This is a genomic window from Erythrobacter aureus, from assembly GCF_003355455.1.
In the GTDB taxonomy this organism is placed as follows: Bacteria; Pseudomonadota; Alphaproteobacteria; order Sphingomonadales; family Sphingomonadaceae; genus Qipengyuania; species Qipengyuania aurea.
Map to the genome: position 1 here is coordinate 1,337,341 of NZ_CP031357.1, position 23,155 is coordinate 1,360,495.

The 23,155-nt window shown below is 64.1% G+C and carries 24 protein-coding genes and 1 tRNA gene; 7 read left to right on the forward strand and 18 right to left on the reverse strand.

The features are described from left to right. Positions 1-36 precede the first annotated feature (36 nt). Positions 37-273, reverse strand: a complete 237-nt coding sequence (gene lptM / locus DVR09_RS06495; RefSeq protein WP_115416224.1) for an LPS translocon maturation chaperone LptM — start codon at positions 271-273, stop codon at positions 37-39. Then, positions 273-1,649 (reverse strand): argininosuccinate lyase, encoded by a 1,377-nt coding sequence (gene argH / locus DVR09_RS06500; RefSeq protein WP_115416225.1) that lies wholly within the window; start codon positions 1,647-1,649, stop codon positions 273-275. The genes lptM and argH overlap by 1 nt, the downstream gene beginning before the upstream one ends. A gap of 16 nt (positions 1,650-1,665) precedes the next feature. Between argH and DVR09_RS06505 the strand changes: the two genes are divergently transcribed. Next, entirely contained in the window at positions 1,666-2,223 is a 558-nt protein-coding gene (locus tag DVR09_RS06505; protein ID WP_369692563.1) for a TlpA family protein disulfide reductase, read from the forward strand. Between the two features lie 22 nt (positions 2,224-2,245). Here DVR09_RS06505 and DVR09_RS06510 read toward each other — a convergent pair. Then, positions 2,246-2,321, reverse strand: a tRNA-Val gene (locus DVR09_RS06510). A 100-nt stretch (positions 2,322-2,421) separates the two neighbouring features. Between DVR09_RS06510 and DVR09_RS06515 the strand changes: the two genes are divergently transcribed. After that, the gene (locus DVR09_RS06515; RefSeq protein WP_115416226.1) at positions 2,422-3,399 is read left to right on the forward strand and encodes an asparaginase; all 978 of its coding nucleotides are present in this window, start codon (positions 2,422-2,424) and stop codon (positions 3,397-3,399) included. A gap of 99 nt (positions 3,400-3,498) precedes the next feature. Here the strand turns inward: DVR09_RS06515 and DVR09_RS06520 are convergent, their stop codons facing one another. The 4 genes from DVR09_RS06520 to fmt form a co-directional block, all read right to left on the reverse strand. Further along, entirely contained in the window at positions 3,499-4,611 is a 1,113-nt protein-coding gene (locus DVR09_RS06520) for a zinc-binding dehydrogenase (RefSeq protein ID WP_115417828.1), read from the reverse strand. Between the two features lie 78 nt (positions 4,612-4,689). After that, a complete protein-coding gene (gene truA, locus DVR09_RS06525; RefSeq protein ID WP_115416227.1) occupies positions 4,690-5,451 on the reverse strand; it encodes a tRNA pseudouridine(38-40) synthase TruA in 762 nt (253 codons plus the stop codon). Beyond that, the gene (locus tag DVR09_RS06530; protein ID WP_115416228.1) at positions 5,448-5,846 is read right to left on the reverse strand and encodes a hypothetical protein; all 399 of its coding nucleotides are present in this window, start codon (positions 5,844-5,846) and stop codon (positions 5,448-5,450) included. Before DVR09_RS06530 ends, truA begins: the two co-directional genes overlap by 4 nt. Continuing rightward, positions 5,846-6,754, reverse strand: coding sequence for a methionyl-tRNA formyltransferase (fmt, locus tag DVR09_RS06535; protein ID WP_115416229.1), 909 nt, complete (start codon positions 6,752-6,754; stop codon positions 5,846-5,848). The genes DVR09_RS06530 and fmt overlap by 1 nt, the downstream gene beginning before the upstream one ends. 43 nt (positions 6,755-6,797) lie before the next feature. Between fmt and recR the strand changes: the two genes are divergently transcribed. From recR to DVR09_RS06550, 3 genes are all read left to right on the forward strand, one after another. Next, entirely contained in the window at positions 6,798-7,394 is a 597-nt protein-coding gene (recR, locus tag DVR09_RS06540; protein ID WP_115417829.1) for a recombination mediator RecR, read from the forward strand. A 212-nt stretch (positions 7,395-7,606) separates the two neighbouring features. Then, entirely contained in the window at positions 7,607-8,179 is a 573-nt protein-coding gene (locus tag DVR09_RS06545) for a peptide deformylase (RefSeq protein ID WP_115416230.1), read from the forward strand. Between the two features lie 182 nt (positions 8,180-8,361). Beyond that, a complete protein-coding gene (locus DVR09_RS06550) occupies positions 8,362-9,825 on the forward strand; it encodes a DNA recombination protein RmuC (RefSeq protein ID WP_115416231.1) in 1,464 nt (487 codons plus the stop codon). On the opposite strand, the gene DVR09_RS06555 is transcribed toward DVR09_RS06550, so the two are convergent. The 8 genes from DVR09_RS06555 to DVR09_RS06590 all read right to left on the reverse strand — a co-directional run bounded on the left by DVR09_RS06555 (position 9,826) and on the right by DVR09_RS06590 (position 16,636). Continuing rightward, positions 9,826-11,229 (reverse strand): amidohydrolase family protein, encoded by a 1,404-nt coding sequence (locus tag DVR09_RS06555; protein WP_115416232.1) that lies wholly within the window; start codon positions 11,227-11,229, stop codon positions 9,826-9,828. A 142-nt stretch (positions 11,230-11,371) separates the two neighbouring features. Further along, a complete protein-coding gene (locus DVR09_RS06560) occupies positions 11,372-12,181 on the reverse strand; it encodes a TrmH family RNA methyltransferase (RefSeq protein ID WP_115416233.1) in 810 nt (269 codons plus the stop codon). 1 nt (position 12,182) lies between these two features. Continuing rightward, positions 12,183-12,461, reverse strand: coding sequence for an HPr family phosphocarrier protein (locus tag DVR09_RS06565; RefSeq protein WP_115416234.1), 279 nt, complete (start codon positions 12,459-12,461; stop codon positions 12,183-12,185). Further along, positions 12,458-12,883, reverse strand: a complete 426-nt coding sequence (locus DVR09_RS06570; protein ID WP_115416235.1) for a PTS sugar transporter subunit IIA — start codon at positions 12,881-12,883, stop codon at positions 12,458-12,460. Before DVR09_RS06570 ends, DVR09_RS06565 begins: the two co-directional genes overlap by 4 nt. A 71-nt stretch (positions 12,884-12,954) precedes the next feature. Next, positions 12,955-13,860: an RNase adapter RapZ gene (rapZ, locus tag DVR09_RS06575; RefSeq protein ID WP_115416236.1), complete on the reverse strand. Its 906-nt coding sequence runs from the start codon at positions 13,858-13,860 to the stop codon at positions 12,955-12,957. Positions 13,861-13,872: 12 nt separating this feature from the next. Next, complete coding sequence (locus DVR09_RS06580) at positions 13,873-14,319, reverse strand: HPr kinase/phosphorylase (RefSeq protein ID WP_115416237.1); 447 nt, start codon at positions 14,317-14,319, stop codon at positions 13,873-13,875. Beyond that, positions 14,316-15,887, reverse strand: coding sequence for a stimulus-sensing domain-containing protein (locus DVR09_RS06585; RefSeq protein WP_115416238.1), 1,572 nt, complete (start codon positions 15,885-15,887; stop codon positions 14,316-14,318). Before DVR09_RS06585 ends, DVR09_RS06580 begins: the two co-directional genes overlap by 4 nt. A gap of 17 nt (positions 15,888-15,904) precedes the next feature. Beyond that, on the reverse strand, positions 15,905-16,636 hold the full coding sequence (locus DVR09_RS06590) for a response regulator transcription factor (protein WP_115416239.1): 732 nt from the start codon (positions 16,634-16,636) through the stop codon (positions 15,905-15,907). A gap of 204 nt (positions 16,637-16,840) precedes the next feature. Here DVR09_RS06590 and DVR09_RS06595 point away from each other — a divergent pair, with 204 nt between their 5' ends. Beyond that, positions 16,841-18,439: a phosphoenolpyruvate carboxykinase gene (locus DVR09_RS06595; RefSeq protein ID WP_115417830.1), complete on the forward strand. Its 1,599-nt coding sequence runs from the start codon at positions 16,841-16,843 to the stop codon at positions 18,437-18,439. Positions 18,440-18,560: 121 nt separating this feature from the next. Here DVR09_RS06595 and DVR09_RS06600 read toward each other — a convergent pair whose 3' ends face one another. Continuing rightward, on the reverse strand, positions 18,561-20,141 hold the full coding sequence (locus tag DVR09_RS06600) for a tetratricopeptide repeat protein (protein WP_177822616.1): 1,581 nt from the start codon (positions 20,139-20,141) through the stop codon (positions 18,561-18,563). A gap of 74 nt (positions 20,142-20,215) precedes the next feature. After that, positions 20,216-22,069, reverse strand: a complete 1,854-nt coding sequence (locus DVR09_RS06605; RefSeq protein ID WP_115416240.1) for a DUF885 domain-containing protein — start codon at positions 22,067-22,069, stop codon at positions 20,216-20,218. A gap of 54 nt (positions 22,070-22,123) precedes the next feature. Between DVR09_RS06605 and DVR09_RS06610 the strand changes: the two genes are divergently transcribed. After that, positions 22,124-22,345 (forward strand): hypothetical protein, encoded by a 222-nt coding sequence (locus DVR09_RS06610; protein WP_083508206.1) that lies wholly within the window; start codon positions 22,124-22,126, stop codon positions 22,343-22,345. Positions 22,346-22,352: 7 nt separating this feature from the next. Here DVR09_RS06610 and DVR09_RS06615 read toward each other — a convergent pair whose 3' ends face one another. Further along, positions 22,353-23,018 carry an energy transducer TonB gene (locus tag DVR09_RS06615; RefSeq protein ID WP_162814871.1) on the reverse strand — a complete coding sequence of 222 codons (666 nt, stop codon included), beginning with the start codon at positions 23,016-23,018 and terminating at the stop codon, positions 22,353-22,355. Positions 23,019-23,155: the final 137 nt, after the last annotated feature.

Sequence of the window (23,155 nt, forward strand, 5' to 3'; positions counted from 1 at the left end):
GCCTATGTCGAGCAAGGCTTGCTTGTTATCTTGATATCACTCGGGCGGGAGGTCGAAGGGATCGTCTTCGCGTTCTTCCGACCGGGTGCGCAATTCGACATTGCGAGCCGGTGCCGCTTCGGGATCGAGCACGAGCAGCTCGTCGGCATCGGGCTGCACCGCCGCGCCATAGGGAGCCGGGGGCAGCGAGGCGCCTTCCACGGGTTCGAGCGGGGCTTTCTGCCCGCAGGCGCCCAGCATTAGTGCGGCGACAAGTGTGACCCGGTAACGCATCAATCCTCCATCCCGAGGCGCTGCTTCGCCGCGGCCACCTGCTCCCTTACGCGAACCGGCGCCGTGCCGCCATAGGAAGCGCGCGCCGCGACCGAGGCATCGACCGACAGTGCATCGAACACGCGCTCGTCGATGCGGGGGTCGATCGCCGTGAGATCGTCGATGGCCAGGCCGTCTAGCGCGACACCTTTCTCGTCCGCCAGCTTGACCGCCGCGCCGGTGATGTGATGCGCCTCGCGGAACGGGATGTCCGCTTGCCGCACCAGCCAGTCGGCAAGGTCCGTGGCGGTGGCGTGCCCCGCCTCGGCCGCCTTGCGCATGCGCGCGGTGTCGAACCCGCTATCGGCCACCATCCCCGCCATGGCGGCCAGGCTCAGGTCGATCAGGCCCGCCGCTTCGAAAACCGGCGGTTTGTCGTCCTGCATGTCCTTCGAATAGGCGAGGGGCAGGCCCTTCATCGTGACCATCAGGCTGGTAGCGCAGCCGATCACTCGGCCCGCATGGCCGCGCACCAGTTCGGCGGCGTCGGGATTGCGTTTTTGCGGCATGATCGAACTGCCGGTCGAGAGCGTATCAGGCAGCTTGACGAAGCCGAAGGGCTGGCTCGCCCAGATGATGAACTCTTCCGCCAGACGGCTGAGATGCAGCGAGCACTGGCTCGCCGCCATCAGGTAATCGAGCGCGAAATCGCGATCGGATACGGCATCGAGGCTGTTGCGCGTCGGCCTTGCAAAACCGAGCGCTGCGGCGGTCATGTCGCGATCGAGATCGAATCCGGTGCCCGCGAGCGCCGCCGAACCCAGCGGGCACTCGTCCAGCCGCGTCAGCGCATCGGCAAAGCGCGAACGGTCGCGCATCAGCATCTCGAAATAGGCCAGCAGGTGATGGCCGAGCGTCACCGGCTGCGCGGTCTGCAAATGCGTGAAGCCGGGCATGATACTGTCCGCATGCTCTTCCGCCCGGACTACCAGCGCGCCCAGCACGGCGTCGATCCCGGCGACGGCGCGTTGCATGGCGACGCGCACCCACATGCGGAAATCGGTCGCCACCTGATCGTTGCGACTGCGCGCGGTATGGAGGCGCCCGGCGGCGGGGCCGACGATTTCGGTCAGCCGCGCTTCCACGGTCATGTGGATGTCTTCGAGATCCCAGTCCTCGGGCACCCCATCGCGCTCGTATTCGCCCGCGATCTGTTGAAGACCCTCGTCGATGGCCTTGGCGTCGGCCTCGCTCACGATGCCCTGTTTGGCCAGCATGGCTACATGCGCGCGGCTGCCCGCTATATCCTCGCGCCAGAGAGCCTTGTCGAAGGGGATCGAGGCGTTGATTTCGCGCATGATCGCGCTAGGCCCCTCGGCGAACCTGCCGCCCCACATCGAATTGGAGCTTTCCTTGTCCCGCTTGTCGTTCACGCTTGCCATTACCCTCGGTCTTGCTGTCGCGGGCTGCGATAGGGGCGCGTCCGATGCGGCGCAAGAAAGCACCGCTTCACCCGCGCCAACCGGCCGGATCGACGACGGCGAGGCAGGGACGCTGATGCCGGCGGCCAATGTCACCGATCCCGATGGACGCGTGCTCAATCTCGGCGCGTTGCAGGGTATGCCCGTATTGGTGAATCTCTGGGCCACCTGGTGTGCGCCCTGCGTCAAGGAGATGCCGCTACTCGACGAACTGGCGAGCGAATACGAGGGGCGCCTGAGGGTCCTGACCGTCAGCCAGGACATGCAGGGGGCGGACAAGGTGGAGCCGTTCTTCGCGCAGGGCGATTTCGCCATGCTCGAACCGTGGATGGACCCGCAGAACGAACTCGGCTTTGCGATCGGCGGCGGAATGATGCCGACCACGGTGCTTTACGATTCGCTCGGCCGCGAAGTCTGGCGCGTGCAGGGCGATTACGACTGGTCGTCGGAAGAGGCCCGCGCCGCCATCGACGCGGCTATCGCGGAGTAGTGCTCGGCGTATCTGCGGGAAGTGGTGGGCGATGACAGGCTCGAACTGCCGACCCTCTCGGTGTAAACGAGATGCTCTACCAACTGAGCTAATCGCCCCAACCACGGGAACCGCCATGTCGGCGGTGTGCTGCACATAGCGCCCAAATCGTCAAAATCAATTGCCGAGTTTGCATCGGCGGCGCTAGGCGGTGCAGCCATGACGACAAAGCTCACGGTTCTCGCCACCGGCGGCACGATTGCCGGGATTGCCGGGTCTGCCATCGCGCATGATTATCGCGCGGGCGAGATCGGGATCGAGGACTATCTCGAACGCGTCGGCGGGCTTGGTCTCGAAGCCGAGCTGTCGGGCACGCAGATCGCAAATATCGATTCGGCGGATATTGGGCCGGATGCTTGGCACTCGCTGCATATCGCCGCGCTGGCCGCGCTGGCAGACGGGGATTGCCAGGGCATTATCGTCACCCATGGCACCGATACGCTGGAAGAAACCGCCTTCCTGCTCGACCTGACGCTGCCCGCGACCAAGCCGGTGGTGGTGGTCGGGGCGATGCGGCCCGCCGATGCGGTCGGTTATGACGGGCTCAGGAACTTCGCCAATGCCGTGCGCGTGGCGAGCGATGCGCAAGCCGCCGGGCGCGGGGTGCTGGTGGTGATGGGCGACCGCGTGTTCGCCGCGCGCGATGTGCGCAAGGTGCGCACCCGCGGGACCGAAGCGTTTCGCGGCTTCCCGCGCGAATCGGTCGGGCTGGTAACGCCCGCCTCGCTCGAATGGTTCGGTGCCCCTTGGCGCAGCGAAACGCAGACCGCCTTCGCCTGGCCCGAAACACTGCCCGAGGTGATTGTCGTCTTCGCTCATGCAGGGCTCGACGGGGCGGCCGTGAGGCGACAAATCGGCGAGAACACGCGCGGCGTGGTGGTTGCGGGCGTGGGCGAGGGCAACATGCCCGAGAGCGCGCGGACCGAGTTGGTCAAGTTCGCCCATCGCGGCATCCCCGTGGTTCGTGCAAGCCGCGCCGACGAGGGCCTTGTCGACCGCGAGCCAGAAGATAGCGAAAACCGCTTCGTCGCCGGGCGCGCGCTCAATCCGCAAAAGGCGCGCATTCTGCTGCAATTGCTGCTGGCGGGCGGCGAGAGCGACCCCGCCGCCATCCAGCGCGCTTTCGACGCCCGCTAGCGATCACGTCATTGCGAGCGGCGAAGCCGCGCGGCAATCCAGAGTGGTACCGACCGGCCCTGGATTGCTTCGCTTCGCTCGCAATGATTGCTCCGGAGGTTATCCGTTCGGCATGACGAGATATTTCTCGCCGGTCTTCATCTGGCGATAGTCGAGGATCGCGTCCTTGGTCAGCATGCCTTCGAGATCGACCTTGGTCTTGTAGTGGCTCGCGAAGGTGGTGGTGAGGTTGTCGAGCACGCGCTTGCGCATCCGCATCACGGTTTCCATGCCCGCATGCTGCAGAAACGGAGTCAGCAGCCAGCCCGACAGCGTCCAGCCGAAGCCGTAGGAGGGCGTCAGCGTGGTCGGCGAAAAGTCGAGGCGGCCATAGATGAACATGCGCTTCGCCTGGTTCGAACCGTAGCGCGAATACTCGGTCATCTTCGACACCGCGACCTGCTCCATCGCCTTGAAGCAGGTGTCGACCATTTGGCCGCCGCCGATCGGGTCGAAGCCGTAAAAGGCGTTGGTTTCGTCGATGGTCGCCTTGAGGTTGGCGAAGAAGTTCTCGTCCGAGGAGTTGACCACGTGCTTCGCGCCGAGCCCGGTGAGCAGGTCCGCATGCTCCTGCTTGCGCACGATGTTGACGAGATCGAGCCCGTCTTCCTGGCAGATCCTGACCAGCATCTGCCCCAGGTTCGAGGCGCCGACCGTGTGCAGGATCGCCTTCTGGCCGTCCATCTTGGCATTTTCGGCAAAGCCCAGAGCGGTCATCGGATTGACGAAGCTCGATGCACCGGCCTCGGCGCTGTGATCGCCCAGCGGCAGGCACATGGCGGCGTCGGCAATGGCGTATTCGGCATAGGCGCTGCCCGGTACGCAGGCGACGCGCTGGCCCATCAGCGCCTTGGCCATGTCGCTGTCACCCGTGGCGACGACGGTGCCGGCACCTTCATTGCCTGCCGGAAGACGTTGGCCGTGGCGCGCCTTCTGCCCCGAATTGAACGGTTCGGGCATCTTGGCGACGACCTTGCCGGGCGAGTATTCGGCATTCTCGAAATCGGCCGCGCCGGTCAGGATCGCGAGGTCCGAAGGGTTGATCGGCGCAGCTTCCATCTTGACCAGCACTTGATTGCCCGTGGGATCGCGAAACTCGCTGTTCGCGATTTCGACCGTAAGCGTACCGTCGCTTTCAAGAGTAGTGAAAAGCTGCTTTCCGGTGGTTGGCATGTCCATTCTCCATATTCGAATCCGGTTTATGGAGCATCGCTACCTCGCTGCCGCACGCTTGGCTAGGGCGACGTTGCGTCAAGCGTCTTCGGGATAGATCGCGCGGACGAAATAGAGCCCATGCGGCGGGGCGTTGAGCCCGAGCGCCTGCCGGTCGCGTGCCGCCAGCGCCTCGGCCACCTGTTCCTCGCGCCAGCGGCCCATGCCGACCAGCGCAAGGCAGCCGACCATGCTGCGGACCTGGTGATGCAGGAAGCTGCGCGCCTCGGCATGGATGCGCACCTCCTCGCCCCAAGGTGTTTTGGCGCGCTCGACATCGAGCCGGTCGAGCGTCTTGACCGGGCTGTCCGACTGGCAATGGACCGAGCGGAAGGTGGTGAAATCGTGCAAGCCGACAAGCGCCTGTGCCGCGCGGTGCATTGCTTCGTGGTCGAGCGGCGTGCCAATCTGCCAGGCGCGGTGGAGGTCGAGCGTCAGCGGCGCACGGCGGTTGACGATGCGATAAACATAGGACCGCCCCGTGCAGGAGAAACGCGCATGCCAGTCATCGGGCACCGTCTCGCAATGGGTGACGGCGATCGGATCGGGACGGAGATGCGCATTGAGCGCCTCCATCAGGCGGAACGGCTTGATGACCTTCTCGATGTCGATGTGGCTGCGCATGGCGAGTGCGTGGACGCCGGTGTCCGTCCGTCCCGCGCTGTGCAGCCGCACCTCCTCGCCGAGTATGCGGAAAGCGGCTTCCTCGACCGCCTGCTGCACGCTGGGGCCGTCCTTCTGGCGCTGGAGCCCGTAGAAGGGCGTACCGTCGAATTCGAGTGTGAGGGCGAAGCGGGTCATAAACGGGCAAGCCAAGCGAGAATGATGAGGGCGAGGACCTGCGGAAGCAGCAGAAGCATGCCTGCCCATTGCAGCGGCGCAATTTCCCAATACGCACCACTGCATTGCAGGAAAACACACCAGGCGTTCGGAAAGATCGTCACGATCGCGATTGGCGACGCCAGCACCAGCGCAGCCCATGATGTCCATTGCGCTGCTTTCCGAGAGAAGTAGGCCAATAGCGCCGATGTAACGCACGCTAATATGGCCGCCCGGCCGCTCCAAACGACCAGCTTCCCAAACCAGTACTGGTCTTCCCCTTGGTGAAGCAAAGAGAGAGCATTCCCGATCAGGAAGGCGCAAACGAAGAGGAGCAAAGCTATCGCCGACGGTAGAATGCGAGCGCCATTTGCCATCACTTGATGTTCGTTTCTTGCGTCACCGCATTGCCGCGCAGAAAGGTGTCGAGGTCCATTGCCGGCTTGCCCGCGCGCTGAAGCTTGACCGGGCGGATCGCGCCGGTGCCGCAGGCGATCATTAGGTGGTCATCGAGGATCGCGCCCGGCGTTCCCGAACCCTCGACCACCTCGGCGCGCAGCAGCTTGACGCGCGCGCCGCCCAGTTCGAACCACGCACCGGGGAAGGGGGACAGGCCGTGGACATGCCGAACCACCTCCTCGGCAGGGCGGTTCCAGTCGATCCGCGCCTCGGCCTTGTCGATCTTCGCGGCATAGGTCGCCTCCGCATCGTCCTGGGGAAGCGGGTGAAGGACGCCGAAATCGATCAGCGTGCCGACCATCAATTGCGCGCCGATTTCGGCCAGCTCCTCGGTCAGCTCGCCGGTGGTCTTGTCCTCGATCGGGGTGCGCGCGAAGGCGAGCATGGGGCCGGTGTCAAGACCTGCCTCCATCTGCATGATCGTCACACCGGTCACCGGGTCGCCCGCCATTACCGCGCGGTGGATCGGCGCCGCACCGCGCCAGTGCGGCAGGATCGAGGCGTGGACATTGAGGCAGCCGTGCTTCGGCGCGTCGAGGATCGCCTGCGGCAGGATCAGGCCATAAGCGGCAACCACCGCCACATCGGCATCGAGCGCGGCGAAGGCCTCCTGCTCCTCGGCGGGTTTGAGCGACTTGGGATAGCGCACCTCGATGCCCAGGTCGCTGGCGCGCTGGTGCACCGGCGTCTTCGTCAACTCCTTGCCGCGTCGCCCGCCGGGGCGCGGCGGCTGGGTGTAGACGCACAACACCTCATGCGCCGCATCGACCAGTGCCTGCAGCGTCGGCACCGCGAAATCGGGCGATCCCATGAAGATAATGCGCATGACGGCCTTTCTCTGTTTCGCTGCGGCCCCTATCTGTCGCCTCATGGCATCGCAAGAGATCGAAACCCTCGCAGCCGCGCTCGCTCGCCTGCCCGGCCTCGGCCCGCGTTCGGCGCGGCGTGCGGTGCTGTGGCTGGTCAAACGCCGCGAAAGCGCGCTGCCCGCGCTGCTCGAGGCGCTGGCGACGGTGGGCGAGGCGCTGATCGAATGCGACACCTGCGGCAATGTCGACACCGCCAATCCCTGCGCCATCTGCGCAGACCCGCGCCGCGACACGAAATCGCTCTGCGTGGTCGAGGACGTCGCCGATCTCTGGGCGCTCGACCGGGCGAAGCTGTTCACCGGCAAGTACCATGTGCTCGGCGGCAAGCTGTCCGCGCTCGACGGTGTGCGGCCGGAGGACCTCAACATCGCTTCGCTGCTGGCGCGTGTGGAGGAGGGTGGGATCGACGAGATCGTCCTCGCCATGAACGCCACGCTGGAGGGTCAGACCACCGCCCACTACCTCGCCGAACGGCTGGAGGAGCATCCGGTGCGGATCACGCAGCTCGCCCATGGCCTGCCTGTCGGCGGCGAGCTGGATTATCTCGACGAGGGCACGCTGGCGCAGGCGTTGAGAGCCAGAAGGCCGGTGGGGTAGGTTTTGTCGGGTGCGCCTTCGACCTCCGTCGAAGGCTTGCTGCACCGGCCCACTCCCCACCCGGCCGCCCACGGCACGGTATCTTATGGGTGGCCGGGTGGGGGAGTGGGCCGGTGCAGCCGCAAGGGAAGCGCGGAGGCGCTTCCCGCACGCAATGAACTCACGCAACGAACAATTGAAGAATCTCGCGCTCGCGCCTATCTGAGCCGCATATGGCTATCCGTGAAATCCTCGAAGTGCCGGACCCCCGGCTCAAGACCGTGTCTACGAAGGTCGAACCCGACGAATTCGGCGACGAATTGAACACCCTCGTCTCCGACATGTTCGAAACCATGTATGCCGCGCCCGGCATCGGTCTTGCCGCGATTCAGGTCGGCGTGCCCAAGCGCGTGCTGGTGATCGACCTCCAGCCCGAGGATACCGACGCCGAGCCCGAACCTTGCAGCCATGACGGTCACGAGCATGTGCACTATCCGGTGAAGAAGGAACCGCGCGTCTTCATCAACCCGGAAATCCTCGACCCGGCGGATGAACTGGCGACCTACCAGGAAGGCTGCCTCTCGGTCCCCGACATCTTCGCCGATGTCGATCGCCCGGCGACCTGCCGCGTGCGCTATCAGGACCTCGAGGGCGAGACCCATGAAGAAGACCTGGACGGGCTGATGGCCACCTGCCTCCAGCATGAGATGGACCATCTCGAAGGCATCCTCTTCATCGACCACCTCTCGCGCCTCAAGCGCAACATGGCGCTGAAGAAGCTCAAGAAGCTGCGCGAAGCGGCGTAAATCCGCCTCTCTCGCCGTACCCAATCATCGTCACCCCGGACTTGATCCGGGGTCCCGCTTGTCTTCGCGGTAGCTGAGTTGGCGCAAGCAAGCCTAGCCCCGGCTCGCAGGCCGGAGCGACGATTGTGGGTAGGGTGGTCGAGGGGCTGGCGTTCCCCCTCCGTTCCGCCTAATGTCACGCGATGGATCCCACGCTTTTCGCCATCATCGCGCTCGTTCTCGGCCTTGGGCTGGGGTATTTTCTCGGCCACCGCTTCGGCATGGCGCCGGTCAAGGACTGGCAGGCGCGCCATGGCGAGAGCGAGACGCGCGCCAAGGAGCTCGACGAGAAGTTCCGCAAGGCGATCGTCGATCTGGAAAACGCCAGCGTGCGCGCCGACCGCGCCGATGCGCTCGATGCGGAGCTGCGCGAGACGCGCAAGATCCATGAAGCGGCGCTGGATGAACTGCGTCGCAGCAATGGTGCGCTCACCGCAGAACTCGCCACGCTCAAGGAAAAGACCGCCAATTTCGACGAGCAAAAACGCCTGTTGATCGAAGCGCGCGAGGAGCTGCTCAAGGAATTCCAAAACACCGGTTCGGCGGTGCTGACCAAGGCGCAGGAGGCCTTTCTCGAACGCGCCAACGAACGACTCGGCCATTCGGAAAAGACCAGCGAGGAAAAATTGAAGGCCTTGCTCGATCCGGTGGGCAAGCGGCTGGAGGCTTACGAGAAACAGGTCGCCGCGCTGGAAGAAAAGCGCACCGACGCTTTCGGGCGATTGTACCAGCAGATCACCGAGATGCAGCGCGGACAGGAAGAGGTCCGGCGTGAGGCGCAGCGGCTGGGCAACAGCCTCACCAATGCGCCCAAGGCGCGCGGGCGCTGGGGCGAGCGGGCGCTGCAGAACGTGCTCGAGCAATGCGGCCTGTCCGAACACACCGATTTCAATCTCGAACACTCGATGGAAACGGACGAGGGGCGGCTGCGTCCCGATGCCATCGTTCATGTGCCGGGGCAGAAGAAGCTGGTGATCGATGCCAAGGTGTCGCTCAACGCCTACCAGGCGGCCTTCGAGGCGGATGACGAGGGCGAGCGCGTGCGCCATCTCGACCTGCACGCCAAGGCCATGCGCGGCCATGTCCAGACGCTCGGCACCAAGGGCTACCAGAGCCAGTTCGACGAGGCGCCCGACTATGTCGTGATGTTCGTGCCGGGCGAGCATTTCGTCGCCGCCGCGCTCGAGCATGATCCCGAACTGTGGGACTTCGCCTTCCGCAACAAGGTGCTGCTCGCGACGCCCACCAACCTCGTTGCGATTGCCCGCACCGTGGCGCAGGTCTGGCGGCAGGACACGATCGCGCGCGAGGCGGTGGAGATCGGAAAAGCCGGTGCCGAGCTCTACGATCGCCTGGCCGTCGCCGCCGAACACATGAAGCGTGTCGGCGGGGGGCTCGAAACCGCAGTCAACAATTACAACAAGTTCGTCGGCAGCTTCGAACGCAACGTGCTGTCCGCCGGGCGCCGACTGCACGAAAGGGGCATCGAAATCGGCAAGCGTGAGATCGAAGAAGTGCCCAAGGTGGAAGCGACCCCGCGCTACAATGCCGAGGACGCCGCGCAGATCGAGGACGGAACCGGTGAAGGGCGCGAGGCGGCCGAATAGCTAGCGGCGGTTGCGCTCTCTGAGGTCGGCAATCATGCCATCCAGTACGGCGCGGTCGATGTATCTCCCGTTCCGGATGACGGCCGCGATCTTGCGTGTGTTGCGGATGTCGCTGATCGGGTTGGCTTCCAGAAGCACGAGATCGGCTCTCATCCCGGCAGCTACCGTTCCTCTGTCGTCATCGACCCCGAGCCACTTGGCGGCAAGCCGGGTGGATCCTTCGAGGATGGTCCGGTTGTCAAGTCCGGCCTCTGCCAGCGCTTCGAATTCGTCGTGCAGGGAATATCCGGGCGCAATGCCGGGCACGCCGGCGTCCGATCCCGTCAGCACCGTGAGGCCGGCCTGTGAGAAGGCACGCACGAACGGGCCGTTGAAATCGACTATGCTGCCTGCATATCCGACGAAACCCTCGTTCGACTGCGCGGCATAGGGATTGTGGTCGACATTGAGACTGTAGAACTCCGGGGAGAGCGTGCGCAGGTCCTCGCGCGTGCCGAGCGATGCCGGATCGCTGGCGATTTCCAGAATGCGCTTGTTGGCGCTCAGGGTCGCAACCAGCGCCGTGCCGTTGCTGCGCGCCATTTGCACGTAGGCGGGAATGGCGGTCTTGTCCGGTATAGCGGTTTGCTGCGCGAATTCTTCCGCATGGACGACCAGATCGTAGCCGGGCTGGAAAAAGGATGCGGTCATCCCCTGACCGCGCTGGGGAATATGACCGACTACGCGGATACCGCGTGAACGGGCCTCTTCGAGGATAGCGGTGAAGGTCGGCAGATCCACGCGCCCGTAAATCTTCACGTAACGATGGCCATCGGCCTGCGCGTCTCTGACGGCCTGCCTGCCGTCTGCGGGCGTGGCGGCGGCCTTCGAAATCCCGAACGGGAGGATGGGCTCTTCGCCATCGATCATGGCGGCGGTGACGATGTGCGGGCCGAGAATGCGTCCGCTTTCGATCTCGATCCGCTGGCCGATCGTTTCGGGCATAGAAGCGAGATCGAAGACCTGCAGCACGCCGTTGGCGATATAGGGCGTGAAGAGGTCTTGGAGGACGGCGGTTCCGTCCTTGGGTGTCTCTTGCCCGGTCAGCAGCCGCAACATGCGATCGTTGCCGAGATGCACATGCATGTCGCTGAAACCGGGAAGGAGCCATTTTCCCGAACCGTCGATCCGCGTCGCGCCTGGGTAGTCCCGGCTCCTGTCGGCGGGCAGGATAGCGACGATGCGATCGTCTTCGATCACCACGGTTCGCTCGGTCAGCGTCGCGCCGCTTTCGGTCATGGGGATGACGCCGACATTGTCGATGACCAGAGTCGCTCGAACTCTTTCCGCTACCGAGGCAAATGCCTGAAACGGTGACGCCGCTGCGATGAGGATCGATACCAGGATTATGAAGTGAAAAGACATGGGTTGATCCACCAGCGCGGGAAATCTGCGAGTTGAAGGGTGTGTTGCTTGGGTATAACGGGTTTGGGTTCAAGGCAAGTTGGCGGCGAAGCTTCGCAGTTGCCATGTGTAGCGTCGCAGAACCCCACACGGCGCGCTCCGGTCAGCTATCCAGCTCTGCCAGCACCTCATACCCCAGAACCGCCGCCGCCACGGCCGCGTTGAGGCTGTCCGCGCGGCCTTTCATCGGCATGGTTACCCGCAGGTCGCAGGCCATCTCGTAGGCGTCGGGCAGGCCGCGGCTTTCATTGCCGACCAAGACGAAGCAGGGCGCGGCATAGGGTGCGCCGCGATAAGGCTGCGCATCGCGCAGGCTCGCGGCGACGAGCTGGCCGGGTCCGCCGCGCAACCATGGCTCGAATTCGTCCCACCGCGCCTGCGCTATTCTCTGCGTGAACACCGCGCCCATGCTGGCGCGCACCGCCTCCACGCTGAAGGGATCGGCGCAGTCGTCGATCAGGATCAGCCCGCCCGCGCCGATCGCGTCGCCGGTGCGCAGCATGGTGCCCAGATTGCCCGGATCGCGCAGCGCCTGCGCCACCAGCCAGATATCTGCGCCGCCACGGTCCAGCGCGGCAAGCGACGTGTCGAACTCGCCGAAGACCCCCGCGACCGCTTGCGGATTGTCCTTCCCCGTGATCTTGGAGAGGATGTCGGCGCTTGTCTCGATCACCTCGCCGCCGCTGGCCTTGACCGCTTCTTCGAGCGCGGACAGCAGCGGGTGCGGATCGCGTCGGTCGGCGAGCACGAGCGTTTCGGGCACATGGCCGCATTCGCGCGCATCCGTCAGCAGGCGCAGTCCTTCGGCGAGGAACTTGCCTGCGGCCTTGCGGTGCTTCTTCTCGCGCAGTGCGCGCAGCGCCTTGACGGTGGGATTGGAAAACCCGGTAATGACCCGGCGTTCGCGGGTCATTTCACGGCTCCCCGAAGCCGTCCTCGACCATGGCGGAGAGGTCGGCCATGACCGCATCGGCATTCTCGCCCGCGACGATGATCTCGATCGTATCGCCCTTGGCCGCACCCAGCATCATCAGTCCGAGGATGGAGCCGCCGGCGGCCTCGTTTTCACCCTTCGCCACGCGAACCGTGCAGCCATTGGGCAGTTCGGCGACCGCATTGACGAATTTGGCGCTGGCCCGCGCGTGCAGGCCGCGCTGGTTGACCACCTCGATGCGCTTGCGCAGCTCGCTCAAGAGGCTTTCCGCGCGCTGTCGAGATCCTGGCCGAGGAACTCGCTTGCGACCGTGATGTAATTGCGGCCGGCGGTCTGCGCGGCGTTGACCGCATCGACCACATTCATGCTCTTGCGCGCGCCAGCCAGGCGGATGAGCATCGGCAGGTTGATGCCTGCGATCACTTCGATGTGGCCGGTGTCGAGCAGCGAGATGGCGAGGTTGGAAGGCGTGCCGCCGAACAGATCGGTCAGGATGATGGCGCCCGCGCCGGTATCCACCTGCTTGATCGCATCGGCGATATCCGCGCGGCGTTTTTCCATATCGTCGTTGGGACCGATACAAATGGTGGCCACGTCCTCCTGTTTGCCGACCACATGTTCCATCGCATCGATGAAGTGTTCGGCCAGTCTGCCGTGGGTGACGAGGATCATGCCGATCATGCAGCTTCAGTTCCGTTTGCGATGCCGAAGGATATGCGTGTCTGGCGCTTAACCATTCCTTGCCCCGGGGTCTAGCGTCGCTCGAGCGGGTCGGCGGGACGCGAACCGAGATTTCGGTGGATGACCGTGGGCGAAAATCCCGCCTTGCGCAAGGCCTCGGCTGCACGCTCCGCGCTATAGACCGAGCGGTGCCGACCGCCGGTACAGCCGAAAGCGATGTTGAGATAGCTGCGTCCCTGCGCCGTATAGCGCGGCATGACTTCATGCAGCAGTTCGATAATCCTTTCGAAAGCCGGGGCGAAAGCGGGGTCTGCGGAAATGTGATCGCCCACGGCCCTGTCCAATCCGGTTTTCTCGCGCAGCCCTTCGACCCAGTGCGGATTGTCGAGAAACCGCATGTCGAACAGCAAATCGGCCAGCGGGGGCATGCCACGGGCGAAACCGAAGCTCGAAATGGTCACGGTCATATTGCCCTCGGCATGGGCCGCAAACCGTTCACGCACGAGCTGCTGCAAATGATTGGTCGCGTAATCGGTCGTGTCGATGACGATATCGGCCCAGCGGCGCAGCGGCTCCAGCAGTTCGCGCTCTGCCTTGATCCCGTCGAGCGCAGGCCGACCGCGCGCCATCGGGTGCGGGCGCCGGGTTTCGTTGTAGCGTCGCTGCAATTCGGCACTGGAGCAATCGATAAAGAGAGCGGTGATTTCGACATCCTCCCGCGCTTCGAATTGCTTGCACATTTCGATGATTTCGGCGGGGACGAAACCGCGCGTGCGCGAATCGAAGCCGATCGCCAAGGGCGTGTCGCTGACAGTGCCGCCCTCGCTCGCGAGGAGGCCGCCGAGCAGACGGATCGGAAAATTGTCGATTGTCTCCCAGCCCAGATCCTCGAGCACTTGCAATGCGGTGGTCTTGCCCGCGCCCGACAGACCGGTGACGAGCAGGATACGCTGGGGGGGAATCGATTCGTCGGCCATCAGCGGCGGTGCCTATGCGTTTTCGCGGCGTTTGGGGAGGGGCAGTCCATGCAGCGAGAGTGCATATTCCGCGCGCAATGCCTGTACCGCATCACCTGCCGCGAAGTTCAGGACGGGGACCTCCAGACCTTCTATCGAGCGCAGCGCGACGTCCAGCGGATAGCGCGGAGCTTCCGGATCGAGCTGGAGGATCAGCGCGACGGGACCGCTGGCCACGGGCAGTTCGACGATCCCGACATTGCGCACTTCGATCAATCCCCTGATATTGGGCGGGGGAGAGGCGGTGAGGAACCCGCCCTCGCGGGCGATGCTTACCGCGTCATCGCCCACCAACATCGCCCCACGGTCGATCAGTGCCAGCGCAAGCGCCGATTTCCCGGCGCCGGGAGGCCCCGCGATCAGCAGCGCCCTGCCGCCGACGATCACGCCGGTGACATTGGCAAGAACAGTGGCGCTCATCGTTTCTGAGCGGCCGGTAGGCCCAGCTTGAGACACGCGCCGGATTCGCCGTCCTCACGCGATGCGGCGATCAGCGTACCGTCATGCGCTTCGGCAATCGTGCGCGCGATGGCAAGGCCGAGACCCGAATGGTTTCCAAAATCCTCTTCCTCGGGCCGGTCGGAATGAAAGCGCTGGAAAACCTTTTCACGCTTTTCTTCCGGAATGCCCGGCCCTTCGTCGCAGATTGCCAGCGTCACCCAATCGTCGCGGCGCGAAATGTCGGCCCAGATACGACCATTCGGAGGGGAGAAGGATACCGCATTGTCGAGCAGGTTCTGGATCACGCGTTCGAGCCGCACGGGAACGCCCATGACCCATACCGGCCGCTCGGCCCCGGATATCTCCAGCCTGCGCCCTTCATTCTCGTCGCGCGCCTCGCGGCTTTCGAAGATCGTACAGAGCAGCCGGGCCAGATCGACCCGCTCGAACTCGGTGCGCGACATTTCGGCATCGATGCGGCTGGCATCGGAAATCTCGGTGACCAGCCGGTCGATCCGGCGCACGTCATGCGTCGCGATATCGAGCAACTGCGCGCGCAGGGCCGGGTCCTCGACCTTGCCCAGCGATTCGGTCGCGCTGCGCAAGGATGCGAGCGGGTTCTTGATTTCATGGGCCACGTCGGCGGCGAAATGTTCCACCGCATCGATCCGCTGGCGCAGCGCGGCGGTCATGTCGGATATCGAGCGGGCAAGCATGCCGATTTCGTCTCGGCGCTGCGGCAGACGCGGAACTTCCACCTGGCGGTCGCGCCCCTGGCGGACGCGGATCGCGGCCTGCACCAGCTCGCGCAGGGGTCGCACGATGGTTTGGGCCAGGAACAGCGATAGCAGGGTCGAGATCGCCAGCGCCAGCAGCACGATCAGCGCGACGGTTGACCGCGCCTCGCGCACGCTTTCGGTGATGTCGACCGGATTGCGCGTGAGCAGCAGCGTATCGCCGTCGAGCCCGACCGGGGCGGCGGCGTTGATGACATGGGTGCCGTCGGGTGCATCGCGCAGCACGATCTGCGTCAGGCTCTCCTCGCGCGCGCGGCTGAGTTCGGGCCAGTCCTCCGCATCGTCGCTTTCGGGTTCGAGATAATCGGGCAGGGCGGGCGCGCCGACTACCCGGTCGAACCAGCGGTCGAGCTGCAAGGCGAAGGCGCCCTGATCCACGTCCTCTGCGCGCGGCAGGGTGAAGCTGGGCGGGGCGAGCTGGAAGCTGTCGGCCTCGAGTTTGCCGTCCGGATCGTAGACGCGCAATCGCAGGCGCTGTTCCTTGCCGATCTGGATCAGCAAGGCTTCCTGGCGCTGGGGTGTCGCCCCGGCCAGCGCTTCGGCGGTGATCTGCGCTTCGACCAGTGCGAGCTTGAAGCGCTCGTCGAGCAATTGTTTGCGATAGGCATCGACATAGATCACCCCGCCGCCCAACAGGACCAGCGGTAGGACATTGACGAAGAGGATGCGGCTGGTGAGTGAAAGCCGCCGCGACCAGCGCAGCTTTTCGAGCCGCGGATCGCCTTTGAGCACGCTGCCGGTTTCGGACATGGTTTCCGCGCTCCGTCTCAGCCTTCGTTGAAGCTGTAGCCCGCGCCGTAGAGGGTCTCGATCGCGGAAAAGGTCGGGTCGATGCTGCGGAACTTACGGCGCATGCGTTTGATGTGGCTGTCGACGGTGCGGTCGTCGACGAAGACATCGTCGGGATAGGCCGCGTCCATCAACTGGTTGCGGCTCTTGATAACGCCCGGACGTGCGGCCAGCGCCTCGAGCAACAGGAATTCGGTTACCGTCAATGACACCGCCTGCCCGCCCCAGGTCACGTGGTGGCGCGCCGGATCCATGAACAGCCGCCCGCGCTCGAGCACTTCGCCCGGCTTGTCGTCGAACTGTTCGGACAGCAGCAGCGGATGATCGCCGCCGCTGCGGCGCAGGATCGCGCGGATGCGCGCCAGCAGCAGGCGCAGGCTAAAGGGCTTGGCGATATAATCGTCCGCGCCCATTTCGAATCCGGCCTCCTCGTCGGTTTCGTCATCCTTGCTGGTCAGGAAGATCACCGGCAGCGGGGACTGTTCGCGCAGGCGGCGAAGCAGTTCCATCCCGTCCATCTTGGGCATTTTGATATCGAAGATCGCCAGATCGGGCGGGTTCGACAACAAGGCGCCCAGCGCCGCTTCGCCATCCGAATAGACCCGCGTGTCGAAACCTTCGGCCTGCAGGGCGATCGAAACTGTAGTGAGAATGTTGCGATCATCGTCGACCAGCGCGATGACTGTCCGGTTTTCCTCGCCCGCAGGCATGGATTCTGGCCCTGTGCTTTCCATCGTTTGGTGACTAGCCCTATTGTCGTGGCAAAACAACGCGGCGCTGTTCCACAGCGGCACTCAATGCCGGGCCGCAATTTGACGCAACGGCGTGGGACGACTATTGGCCATCGGGAAGGCCGCGCATTCGTATGCGAAGGCGATTCCCGGACGAACCCGCATCATGCGCTGGAGGATTCAGTGACCTTTCCGCTTTCCCACTCGCTTGCCGCGCAGGGCATCGAGACCACTGCCACCATTCATCCCAATCTGACCTCGGAAGAGCTGACCGCCGCCGCTCTGGACAATGGCGAGGGTCGCCGCGCCAAAGACGGCCCGCTGGTCGTCGAAACCGGCAAGCACACCGGACGCAGCGCGAAGGACAAGTTCATCGTCCGCGATGCCGAAACCGAAGATACGGTGTGGTGGGACAACAATGCTTCCATGACGAGCGAGCATTTCGCCGCACTCAAGGAGGACTTCCTCGAGGCCGTTGCCGAGAAGTCGGACCTTTACGTCGCCGATCTGTTCGGTGGTTCGCAGCCCGAATATCGCGTCAATGTGCGCGTCATCAACGAGCTTGCCTGGCACAACCAGTTCATCCGCACGCTGCTGGTTCGCCCGACCGAGGCGGAACTCGACGGTTTCGTGCCTGAATACACGATCATCGATCTGCCGACCTTCCGCGCCGATCCGGAACGTCACGGCTGCCGCAGCGAAACCGTGATTGCGGTGAACCTGTCTGAAAAGCTGATCCTCATCGGCGGCACTAAATATGCCGGCGAAATGAAGAAAAGCGTCTTCGGCATCCTCAACTATCTTCTGCCGGCCAAGGGCGTCATGCCGATGCACTGTTCGGCCAATATCGGCCCCGACGGCAAGAGCGCGGTGTTCTTCGGCCTGTCGGGCACCGGCAAGACGACGCTTTCGGCCGATGCCAGCCGCACGCTGATCGGCGATGACGAACATGGCTGGTCGGACACGGCGGTCTTCAACTTCGAGGGCGGCTGCTATGCCAAGATGATTCGCCTCAACCCCGAGGCGGAGCCGGAAATCTACGCCACCACCAAGATGGAAGGCACCGTGCTCGAAAACGTGGTGATGAACGATGCGGGCGAGATCGATCTCGACGATAACAGCCTCGCCGAAAACACCCGCGGCGCCTATCCGCTGTCCTCGATTCCGAATACCTCGGAAGAGAATATGGGGCCGCCGCCGTCCAACGTCATCATGCTGACCGCCGATGCCTTCGGCGTGCTCCCCCCGATCGCGCGGCTGACGCCCGACCAGGCGATGTACCACTTCCTGTCGGGCTATACGGCGAAGGTGGCCGGCACAGAAATCGGCGTGACCGAACCCGAAGCGACCTTCAGCACCTGCTTCGGTGCCCCTTTCATGCCGCGTCACCCAAGCGTTTACGGCAATTTGCTGAAAGAACGTATCGCGAAGGGCGAGGTCGCCTGCTGGCTGGTCAATACCGGTTGGACCGGCGGCAAATACGGCACTGGCAATCGCATGCCGATCAAGGCCACCCGCGCGCTGCTTAACGCCGCGCTCGACGGCAGCCTGAACAATGCGGAATTCCGCAAGGATCCGAATTTCGGTTTCGACGTGCCGGTGAGTGTGGACGGTGTGGAGGATGCCATTCTCGACCCGCGTTCGACCTGGGCCGACAAGGACGAATACGACCGCACGGCGGCCAAGCTGGTCCAGCTCTTCGTTGACAATTTCGAGCCTTTCGCCGCGCATGTCGATCAGGGTGTGCGCGATGCGGCACCGACCACGGCAGTAGCTGCCTGACCAAATCGGCTCCGCCAGAGGAGCCCATGAGTTGGAGAGGAGACCCCCGGCCGCGAGCAATCGCGGACCGGGGGTTTTGCCGAATGGATGGCCTGCGCGAACGTGCGTTCACCGAATGCGGTTAGGTGCTTTCTTCTTCGCCGTCCTCGGCCTCTTCGGTGTTGTCGTCCGCGACCGCTTCGAGTGTGCCGGTCAGGTCGATCATCGGGCCGGGGTGCCATTCAGTTCCTTCCGCAACCTCGGCCAGTTCCTCCAGATAGCGCTGAGCTTCGCGCGCAAGCGGGCCGCCATGCGGATTGGCCGCCACCGGATCGAGGCTGCTGCGGGCGATGGCGATCTTGCCCTCGCTGGCCTGCATGAGCCCCTTGTTCATCGCGAGGCCCTGGTCGAACAGCGCAAGCTGCGACGCGCGCTCGAGCGCATGTCGCGCGGTTTCATTCGGTTCCACGCCGCGCTCGACGAAGCTGCGGTAGTAATAGATCAGCGGTATCGGATGATCCTGCTCGATCCTGTTGAGGGCGGAGAAGGGCTGCATTGCCACGCCGTAGGCAGCATCCGGGTCTTCGGTGTCCTCGGCCTTTCCGAAAAGCGCGTAGCCTTTCTGGATCAGCGCGTTCTTTACCGTTGGATCGATTGCCAGCGCGGCATCGGCTGCAGCAATGGCCTCATCGTAATTGCCGGCATCGAACTCGGCTTCCGCCAGCGTCGCGAGCACTGCGGGATCGTCCGGGAATTCGGCGGCGACCTCGCGCAGGTCGGGCAGTAGTTCGAGCGCGTCTTCGCGCGACACGCCGCGCTGCAAACGAATGCGGAACGGCATAACCTCCCCTTCGCCTTCCGACAGCTTACGCACCCGGACCGGAGCCGTCTGGAGCGCGTCGGCCCCGAGGTCCCATACCTTCATTCTGCGCTGACGGAGGTAACGGTCGAGGTCTTTCTGAAGTTCGTCGAAATCGCCGAAGGCCTGGTTGGCCGCCTCGACCTGGTCGGTGCCACGCGTGATCGCGACGAGGTACTGCCCGAGTTGCCCGCGACGATCTTCGGCGAAATAGAGGTAATGGTACAGCAGCCAGGCACGACCGTAAAAGGCGTCGTATCGCTTGCTGCGGTTCTTTCTGTAGAGTTCCGGATCGATCAGTTCGCGAACGCTGACATCCTTGGCGTGGAAGAGTTCGCCGGCCCGATGGCGAGCCGGGCCGCCGATCGAGATACCGCCATCCTTTTCGAACTTCGCCGATGCATAGAATTCCGCCGCACCTTCGTTGACCCAGCGCGGCAACGCATAGGGCGAATTCGACATAAGGTAATGGTGCGCATACTCATGCAGCAGGATAGTGACCGAAAAGTCCGTCCGCTGCTTGTACATACGGATATCGGGCACGAAAGCCCGCGAAGCCCCGGCACGCGAGAGATAGAAACCCGAGACATTGTTCGCGCCCTCGCCAAGGAGTTTGCGGACCTTGTTCTCGCTGCCGACCACGAAGATGGTCACGCGGTTCGACGGGCTGGGTTTTGTGTCTTCTCGTATGTTCAACACGTTCAAGGCTGCGTGATAGCGTTCCAGCGCTTCGCCGAATTCCTGCACGTCTTGCCAGCGATCGTCGGCATAGACGACGAAATGGTCCGATTCCGCCACATACCAATCGGCCTGCGCGGGAACCGCGAAGACCAAGCTTGCAAGGAGAAGTAGAACCCTTTTCATCAAATCGACCCCTAAAATCCAATCGGGCCGACCATTGCATGATGATTTCAGCGATTGAAGTCCTAATATGAAGTCTAGCTGCTATTTTTTGCAATATAGCGGCCTACATTCTTCTCCAGAACGTCCATCGGAACATTGCCGCCCAGCACAACGGCATCGTTGAATGCCTTGAAGTCGTATGCTGTGCCCAATTCTCGCTGCGCGCGAGCGCGTTGGTCGACGATACGGCTGTGGCCGAGCTTGTAGCCGGTCGCCTGGCCCGGCCAGCTGCAATAGCGGTCGACTTCGCTTTCGACCCCGGCAGGCTTGCTGCCATTGCGTGTGACGAAGAAATCGACCGCCTTGGCGCGGCTCCAGCCCTTGGCGTGGAGGCCAGTATCGACCACCATCCGGCAGGCGCGGAAGGCGAGGCTTTGCAGGTAACCCAGACGCCCGACGGTGAAATCGTCATAGGCGCCCAGTTCGTCGGCCATCTGTTCGCCGTAAAGCGCCCAGCCTTCACTGAAGGGATTGAAGGCGAGGATTGAGCGGATCAGCGGCAGGCGGTTCGAATATTCGCCCTCCCACACATGGCCCGGAATGGTCTCGTGATAGGTCAGATCGGCCAGGTCGTATTTGCGGTGCAGATCCGTGGTCCTGAGGTTGATCCAGAAACGTCCGGGGATCGTCCCGTCCTTGCTGCCCGCGCCGCCATAGGCGCCCGGCGCGCCGACTTCCTCTGCGGGCGGGATACGGCGCACCTCCATGTTCGGATCGACCAGCGTATTGAAGGCGCGCGGCATCTGCGCCTTGATCCATTCGACCCGTTCGGCGATGAAATCCATGATCTCCGCACGGCCCGGATCGCCCTCGGCGAACTGGTAGCGCGGGTCCTGCGACAGCGCTTGCATGCGTTCGCCCACCGTGCCGCTGGTATAGCCGATATCGCGCAGGATCGGGTCCATGCGCGCATGCAGCGCGTCGAGTTCCTCCAGACCCTGCCGATGCACTTCGTCGGGTGTCAGGCGTGTGGTTGTGCTCGACCGCAAGGCCCAGCCATAGAATGCGTCGCCATGGGGGCGCGCGGATATGCCGGGATCGTCCGTCGCCACGGCTCGCTCGGCGCGCAGTTCCTCGAGCTGGCGGGTCAGCGCTTCGGCGATCGGGCCAGCTTCGATGCTCTTCGCGCGGTTGGCGTGGCTTTCCGGCATGCCCTTGGCCGCCAGCTTCGCGCGCAGATCGTCGGCGAAAAGCTCGCCCTTTCCGGCGCTGGCGATGGTCTGTTCCATCTGGCGAAGCGCCTTGTCGAGCAGGAAGGAAGGCGGCACCACGCCCATGCCCCGGGCCGCGCGAATGCGTGCAAGTTCACCACCGAACACAGCGGGCATCTGTTCCATCCGCTCGATATAGGCATCGGCATCGTCGCCATTTTCGACCTTGTGGTTCGATTGCATGAACCGTGGCAGGGCGAGATATTCGCCGACATTCTGAATCACGACATAGGGTGCGGTGCGCCAGTTGCCGACGGGCGTATCGCCATAGGGCAGGGCAAAGCCGTCGAGAGCCAGATCGTAGGCGCTTTCGACCACGTCGAGGCTGGTCAGCGTGTCGCTGTCGAGCCCTTCACGCGGGAAAGCGCGGACGCGGGCGAGATCCTCGCGCAGGGTGGCGGCATAGGTTTGCTGACCCTCGGGCGACTGGTCCTCGAGCCTGCCGCGCAGGTAAGCATATCGCCCGGTGTCGACCCCCAGCGCCGTCGCGCGTTCGGGTTCGTGTTCGAGCAGGTTATACCCCACGACTTCGAGCAGACGCTGCGCCCCGATCGAGCGCGCCTGCGATATGGCCTCGGGCCGGGCCGTGGCGGCGCATCCGGAAAGTGCGAGGGCGGACGTCGCGCCGAGACCGGCAAGGGCTTGGCGACGGGTGATGGCTGTGCTGGCAATAGTCATGCGCGCGGGTGTGCTTCGCACGCGCGGGGCTGTCAAATACCGTGCAAGCTGCGTATGGCGACGCGCATGCTCGATGCCGTGCTCTCGATAACCGTTCTCGCCGCGATCCTGCTGATCATCGGCGCCTTTTTTCTGTGGCGCCGCACAGGCAATGTGAAGAATGCGCTGTTGATGGTGCTGCTGGCTGCCGTGGCGCTGATGAATGTCGCGATCTGGACGCTGCCCGATGCGGGCGGCGAGGCGCCGCTCGACAGGCTCGAGCAGGGCGCCCGCTAGCTGCGGTTTACTCGGGCAACTGCCAGAGCACCGATCCGGTGTAGCTGCCTGCCACCGCCTCGCCATTGCCGCCGCGCGCCGGTTCGAACCGGGCACGTTTGCTGACCAGACGGCAGGTGGCCGCGTCGAGTTCGCCATGGCCGGTCGAGCCGGTGACGGTGCATCCAGTGACACGTCCGTTGGCGGCGATTTCAAGTCGGAAGGTGGCCAGGCCGGTCAGTTCCTTCCTGATCCAGACCGGGCGATAGTCATTGTTCGACAGCCATGCGCCGGGATCGTTCTTCGGCCTCGCGCCGACCGGATCGAAGCTCGGCTTCGGCGTCGGCTTGGGAATCTCCACGCCGAGGCCGGGCGAAGGCTTGGGAAGCGGCGGGAAAATCAGCGGGGTCGAGGGAATCGTCGGTTCGACCGGCTTCAGGTTCAGCTTCTGCTGGGGAATGTGAACCAGTGGCTGGGTCGGCTCGGCCGGTTTCGCCTCGACCGGATCGGCTGGCTTGGGCGGCGGGGGCGGTTCGATGGGAATATTGGTCGCACCGATCTCGTTGATGATCGGCGGCAAGGTTCCGGTCACCGTAAGGCCGGTGACCAGCAAGGCGCCGACCGCAACGTGCACACCGATGACGGCGGCCATTCCGGCGGGCGAGGGCCTGCGTGTCTGATCCACGTAAGACATGGTTTCATCCTCCTCCAATGTGGGAGACGGCGACCCGACTCCTCATCTTAGGAATGTTACAACGTAACAATACCGAGGCAAGAGATTTCGCATTGCAGATCGCAACGCGTTTTCGCCGCGCCGGGCACAGCGCACCG

Coding starts and splice junctions, on each gene's coding strand:
- lptM (WP_115416224.1), bottom strand. CDS start 273: ATGCGTTACCGGGTCACACTTGTCGCCGCACTAATGCTGGGCGCCTGC.
- argH (WP_115416225.1), bottom strand. CDS start 1,649: ATGTGGGGCGGCAGGTTCGCCGAGGGGCCTAGCGCGATCATGCGCGAA.
- DVR09_RS06515 (WP_115416226.1), top strand. CDS start 2,422: ATGACGACAAAGCTCACGGTTCTCGCCACCGGCGGCACGATTGCCGGG.
- DVR09_RS06520 (WP_115417828.1), bottom strand. CDS start 4,611: ATGCCAACCACCGGAAAGCAGCTTTTCACTACTCTTGAAAGCGACGGT.
- truA (WP_115416227.1), bottom strand. CDS start 5,451: ATGACCCGCTTCGCCCTCACACTCGAATTCGACGGTACGCCCTTCTAC.
- DVR09_RS06530 (WP_115416228.1), bottom strand. CDS start 5,846: ATGGCAAATGGCGCTCGCATTCTACCGTCGGCGATAGCTTTGCTCCTC.
- fmt (WP_115416229.1), bottom strand. CDS start 6,754: ATGCGCATTATCTTCATGGGATCGCCCGATTTCGCGGTGCCGACGCTG.
- recR (WP_115417829.1), top strand. CDS start 6,798: ATGGCATCGCAAGAGATCGAAACCCTCGCAGCCGCGCTCGCTCGCCTG.
- DVR09_RS06545 (WP_115416230.1), top strand. CDS start 7,607: ATGGCTATCCGTGAAATCCTCGAAGTGCCGGACCCCCGGCTCAAGACC.
- DVR09_RS06550 (WP_115416231.1), top strand. CDS start 8,362: ATGGATCCCACGCTTTTCGCCATCATCGCGCTCGTTCTCGGCCTTGGG.
- DVR09_RS06555 (WP_115416232.1), bottom strand. CDS start 11,229: ATGTCTTTTCACTTCATAATCCTGGTATCGATCCTCATCGCAGCGGCG.
- DVR09_RS06560 (WP_115416233.1), bottom strand. CDS start 12,181: ATGACCCGCGAACGCCGGGTCATTACCGGGTTTTCCAATCCCACCGTC.
- DVR09_RS06570 (WP_115416235.1), bottom strand. CDS start 12,883: ATGATCGGCATGATCCTCGTCACCCACGGCAGACTGGCCGAACACTTC.
- rapZ (WP_115416236.1), bottom strand. CDS start 13,860: ATGGCCGACGAATCGATTCCCCCCCAGCGTATCCTGCTCGTCACCGGT.
- DVR09_RS06580 (WP_115416237.1), bottom strand. CDS start 14,319: ATGAGCGCCACTGTTCTTGCCAATGTCACCGGCGTGATCGTCGGCGGC.
- DVR09_RS06585 (WP_115416238.1), bottom strand. CDS start 15,887: ATGTCCGAAACCGGCAGCGTGCTCAAAGGCGATCCGCGGCTCGAAAAG.
- DVR09_RS06590 (WP_115416239.1), bottom strand. CDS start 16,636: ATGCCTGCGGGCGAGGAAAACCGGACAGTCATCGCGCTGGTCGACGAT.
- DVR09_RS06600 (WP_177822616.1), bottom strand. CDS start 20,141: ATGAAAAGGGTTCTACTTCTCCTTGCAAGCTTGGTCTTCGCGGTTCCC.
- DVR09_RS06605 (WP_115416240.1), bottom strand. CDS start 22,069: ATGACTATTGCCAGCACAGCCATCACCCGTCGCCAAGCCCTTGCCGGT.
- DVR09_RS06610 (WP_083508206.1), top strand. CDS start 22,124: ATGGCGACGCGCATGCTCGATGCCGTGCTCTCGATAACCGTTCTCGCC.
- DVR09_RS06615 (WP_162814871.1), bottom strand. CDS start 23,018: ATGTCTTACGTGGATCAGACACGCAGGCCCTCGCCCGCCGGAATGGCC.